General features: G+C 34.9%; 5 protein-coding genes. 3 read left to right on the top strand and 2 right to left on the bottom strand.

Features of this window, described 5'->3' with window-relative positions:
• Positions 1-91: 91 nt before the first annotated feature.
• Positions 92-454 carry an MATE family efflux transporter gene (locus L2764_RS25755; RefSeq protein WP_248943211.1) on the bottom strand — a complete coding sequence of 121 codons (363 nt, stop codon included), beginning with the start codon at positions 452-454 and terminating at the stop codon, positions 92-94.
• 542 nt (positions 455-996) lie between these two features.
• On the opposite strand from L2764_RS25755, the gene L2764_RS25760 reads away from it, so the two are divergent.
• Both L2764_RS25760 and L2764_RS25765 read left to right on the top strand, forming a co-directional pair.
• Positions 997-1,863, top strand: a complete 867-nt coding sequence (locus L2764_RS25760) for a glycosyltransferase family 2 protein (protein ID WP_248943212.1) — start codon at positions 997-999, stop codon at positions 1,861-1,863.
• 22 nt (positions 1,864-1,885) lie between these two features.
• Positions 1,886-3,199 carry a 1-acyl-sn-glycerol-3-phosphate acyltransferase gene (locus L2764_RS25765; protein WP_248943213.1) on the top strand — a complete coding sequence of 438 codons (1,314 nt, stop codon included), beginning with the start codon at positions 1,886-1,888 and terminating at the stop codon, positions 3,197-3,199.
• A gap of 343 nt (positions 3,200-3,542) precedes the next feature.
• Here L2764_RS25765 and L2764_RS25770 read toward each other — a convergent pair whose 3' ends face one another.
• Complete coding sequence (locus L2764_RS25770) at positions 3,543-4,124, bottom strand: AEC family transporter (protein ID WP_248943214.1); 582 nt, start codon at positions 4,122-4,124, stop codon at positions 3,543-3,545.
• A 265-nt stretch (positions 4,125-4,389) separates the two neighbouring features.
• Between L2764_RS25770 and L2764_RS25775 the strand changes: the two genes are divergently transcribed.
• Positions 4,390-4,827, top strand: a complete 438-nt coding sequence (locus tag L2764_RS25775; RefSeq protein WP_312018389.1) for an ion transporter — start codon at positions 4,390-4,392, stop codon at positions 4,825-4,827.
• Positions 4,828-4,910 lie beyond the last annotated feature (83 nt).

The raw sequence follows: 4,910 nt of genomic DNA on the forward strand, positions 1-4,910 counted from the left end.
GTTGCTCTCCTGTCTTTTGGTCGAGACTTGAGCCTACCTATACCGCGGTATAGGTGAAACCTATGCGAGTCACCCCGGCAGAGCCGGGGGTTTACCGTTTGTTAATTAACAATGCACATTGAACAACACCAATCAATATGGCACAAATCATGGCATACCTAAACTCTTCAGCGCCAGATGTATGATTTACAGAGCCATAAGCATGCGCTATTTTAATCAAGAATGCCGAAGCCAAGCCGAAAGTAAAATGAAGTAATAAAGGTGCCAATACATTAACAAAGGCAACAGAGGCCACGGCAGCAGCACCTAATTGACCCACCATCAATAAATCAATAATACCTAGTAATATTTGTGAAAATAAGGAAAGTATCAAAGGTAATGCAAGTATTAATGTTTGGTGAAAATATTTATTCCAAGTAAATTTAACACATTCTAAGCAAGATTTTATTAACATAATCACATTGAACAAATTTATTATAGAGAAGCTATAAAAATTATATGCATTAAAGCTAAAAACGACTAATTAAGCACTTAAATAATCATTGATTACAAAAAACTTAAAATACTCTCAATAGAAATAGATTGAATCAAACTAAAACAGCGCCTACTGTATATGCCACATCACCATAGATTAAAACCTAGTAAAGTTAAAATACCTACACTAGGCCCCTCAAAACCCTACCAAAATCACAAAACAAGATCAGAACTAACCCATTCTGGGAATAATGCACAATAAAGGCTGCCAGAATGATTGCTGAGATCTAGGGTACGTAATAGCCCTAGCAAGCGACGCGATCAATCCCAATTTCAGCTTAATTAAGCAGCGCGAAGAGTCAACTAGTAGGAAAGGACTATTCATTACGTGAATTATATATCAATAGCTAGGTTAACTTTCATACTCACGCCTCATGCTTTTACTGAAAATAATCACTAATCTATAGCTTCAATCACATTTTATGTTTAGAACATATCAATGGTATTTTTAGGAAAATCATTATGACCGCCAAATTCAGTATTATCATTCCTTGTTATAACAATAGTGACTTACTCCTTAATACATTGCATGGCTACTCGAAACAAACATATAGCATTGATAACTTTGAAGTAATACTCATTGACAATAATTCAAGTTGTAATGAAATGATACATTGTTACCACCAATATAAAGATAAATTTAATTTAAGCATGTTTTTCAGACCTAAATTAGAAAGTAGTTTCTCACTCAACTCGGCAAGAAATATTGGCGTCAACATAGCCAATAATGAATGGAATGTATTTTCTGATAGTGATTGCATTCCTTCTCCATATTTCTTAAGCGAAATAAATAAAGAGATTGAAAATAATGGTAAAAATATTTGCCTCACCGGCATTAGAGAATTTATCCATGCTGATAATATTGATATCAATAGAATGAATAAAGAAAATAATCACCTTGATAACTGCCCACGTGTTTATAGCCCTACTAACTATGGATTATTAAGAGACCGGCGATTAGGAAAAATTGAACTCTTACCCAATACAGAACACCCTTGGGGACATTTTTACGGTTGTAATATGGTATTCAGAAAACAAGATATTTTAAATGTTGGACGATTTGATGAGCATTATGACGGAAGCTGGGGGTATGATGATATTGACTTAGCTTATAAAGTTATTACTGAACTCGATATAAAACCCATTTTCATGAACAATGCAACGGTTTACCATCAAGATAAAATCGATGTAGATGTTACTGTCAACAATATAGAGAATAAAACAACAAAAACAAATAACCGAAATTATCAATATATTTGCAACAGAATCAATGGATATTATGAATTTAGTATGAATGAATTTAAACGATTTAGACTCAAATCCATCTAAACGCATCAAATTAGGTTATATTATGATTAAAGATAATATCAGTAACAGTAACAAAAAGATAAAAAATAACATTAAGTCTCATCAACATTATGATCTTGATGTAAATGTTAAATTCCAATCAATAATGAAAAAAATAAGACATAGTTTATCTCATCATCATGAACATAAAGTGAGCAATACTATTCCATCTGGAAATATTTTCATCTTCTTCTTATTAAAAAAATTCTATAAAATATTTGAAATTACCTCATTAAAAGAAATTAATGAATCTAAAAAATCAACTTATGTATTAGATCAAAGACAAGATGCTACTATATTTGTCTCCAACCATATATCTCATAGTGATCCATTCGTTATTTCAGAATTATTCTCAAGACATAGAACATGTTTATCCTACATTTTATCTTTTGCCTCCTCCCATTTAAATACTTTTCCACTCAATCTATTTTATAAAGCTTCCTCTAGTTTTATTAAAAGAAATAATAAAATGGATACTCAAGATAAATTGCTACTGCAAGAATATATCCGTGAGTCTAAAAGTCATGGTCTCTCATTTTTTATTTACCCAGAAGGCACTTTCTCAGTATCAGGAAATGCCATAAAAATGAAGTTGGGTCTATTAAAGTGTCTGCTAAAAGCTGATTACGAAAACATGGTCATTGTTAAAGTACAATACACAAAAATATTAGATTTTGACCTTTATCCTACAATCAGAAAAGAAGGACGCTGGCCAAGAAACAAACCACTGTCTTTAAGTCTTATTATTAAACGCTTAAAACAAATATTTACCTATTCTGGATCAGTTTATATCGATACAAAGAAAATATCATTACTTCCTTTCTCAAAAAAAAATATTGACAGTTTAGCTATGGAAATAGGCTTTCAACTCAATAATATGTACCTATTTTCTGATATGGAAAAAATAAAAACAGCACTTTACACCTACCAAGATAATCGGATTAACATAAATAAATTATGCACATCTATTTCTCCATATTTAGACAACCATCAAATTAAAGAAGTAAAAAAAGCAATATTAAAGGTTTGCAACACCTTTAACTTTAATATTGTCCATGACGAAATAATTTTAAGCGAAAAAGGATATGAAGAGCTATTTACTTCAATTAATCAATATATTTATGCTTGGTTACCTTATGCAATTAAGGCTTGTCGATACAGCCTATCTCCCATAGAAATGGAGTGTCTCTATTTAAACAAAGTGACCTACAAAGAGATAACCAACATTAAGCTAACCCCCTGCTTTTTAAAATTATTTAAAAACTTTAACATACAAGCACACTTAAATACAATAGTAAAAAGCTTTGATATTAGATGATCAAATATCAATGCGACTTAAGTCAATTGAAAGTACACATTCAAGACTCTTTAATCAACGACCCCACGCCAAGGCTTTTCGCCAAGGCTCAAATTCGCTACGCGAAGAGGAGTATCTAAATGACTCCAAAGTCTAAATACTTCTACGCCGCAAGCAGCGAGGAATTAAACCCTACTGAGATTAAAGAAAACAGTGAGGTGGCTCAGTGTGAATCGGAGTTCACCCCCCTCCATTCACATCAACACATATAACCAAAAACTAAAGCTGAGCATGGATAATACCGTTGATAACACCACACTGCTGGCCACTATACTTTGTTGCTGTTTCAGCTGCTCAAGCATTCCTAGATCTCAGCAATAAGCACCACCACGCTTAATGAGGTCGAGTCCATATACAATATCTCATGACCAAAAACATACACTAAGCTGGGTAACAGTAACAATTTAACCAAACTTGCCCATAATGCGGGAATCCATTCTTCTCTGATCTTATATGAACAAAGGTTAGCACCTAATACAAATAACGCGCATGTCAACGCAGGCTTAGCAAGTAACGCCAATCCAGTTTGCAAAAAAGACCAAAGCTGGATCCCACTCAAATTCACCAGCAGGCCTAAGCCGATGCTCAATACGATATTGTTAAGCAGCACAGTATTTGAGTAACTACAGGCCAACGCATAGACACCGCTAGTAGCCATCGAAGATATTTCTGCTTGTTTTAACCGTATTGGCTGTCCAACACCTTTGTCTTCATGTCGATTCCCCCCTATCCCCTTAGTCTGCCAAGTCGATCTAAACGGCATAAGTCGCCACAACCCAAAGCCGACAGCATAAACACTGAGTACTGGCACATCAAATGCGATTAGGCTGGTGATATCGAAACTGGTCTTAAGATCCGCCTGATACATGTTTAAAAACAAAAACACTGGCATATTCAACGAGAAAGTGAAGCGGCTTAGCCCCGCGATCAGCTATTTGGTCAAAAAACCCTTATAGCCGCAGTATAACCAATTAGCGCAGTGGGCTACAGTAACAATCGCGATGACAAACCCACTATAAAATCCTTGTTAGTCATCAATCTGGGGGGTTATTGAGCACTGCACGTTATTGAGACAGCTTTTACTTTGCGGATCCACTTGAGTCCTCTACAATCGCCACTTTGTTAATTTTACTTTGATGTAATGTTTAGTTATGGATATAAAAAACATTCAAGCGTTATCAATCCGCTTACGTAATAATAAAATTTTTGAACTGTTTGTTGTCAGTATTATTATTCTTTCCGCGCTGCTCATCGGTGCCAAAACCTATAATATGCCCAGCTTACTCGTTATCTTAGTCAAAGTCCTCGACATGGCCATCACCGTCATTTTTCTGTTTGAAATTTGTGTGCGCTTTTTGGCGGAAGAGAATAAAAAGCGCTTCTTTCATAGTGGTTGGAATATCTTCGATACCCTCATCGTCGTTGTCAGCTTGATACCGATTGAAAACGGTGAAATGGCCATTATTGGCAGACTTGTGCGTATTTTCAGGGTACTGCGTATGGTATCGATTATTCCCGAATTACGGTTATTATTGAATTCTTTGCTGCGCGCCTTGCCCCAACTAGGGGGCGTTGACAATTGGCCATGATTAGCTGATTAAGATACAATTTTTCTCTTTGAAATTCATATGTCTCGTAAAATGATTAGCGATAAGCAGTGGCGACGAATTCA

It is taken from the genome of Shewanella surugensis (genome assembly GCF_023284005.1).
GTDB lineage: Bacteria > Pseudomonadota > Gammaproteobacteria > Enterobacterales > Shewanellaceae > Shewanella > Shewanella surugensis.

Bases quoted from the DNA above. Each gene is read 5' to 3' on its own strand.
- L2764_RS25765 (WP_248943213.1), top strand. From the start codon at position 1,886: ATGATTAAAGATAATATCAGTAACAGTAACAAAAAGATAAAAAATAAC.
- L2764_RS25755 (WP_248943211.1), bottom strand. From the start codon at position 454: ATGTTAATAAAATCTTGCTTAGAATGTGTTAAATTTACTTGGAATAAA.
- L2764_RS25760 (WP_248943212.1), top strand. From the start codon at position 997: ATGACCGCCAAATTCAGTATTATCATTCCTTGTTATAACAATAGTGAC.
- L2764_RS25775 (WP_312018389.1), top strand. From the start codon at position 4,390: ATGGATATAAAAAACATTCAAGCGTTATCAATCCGCTTACGTAATAAT.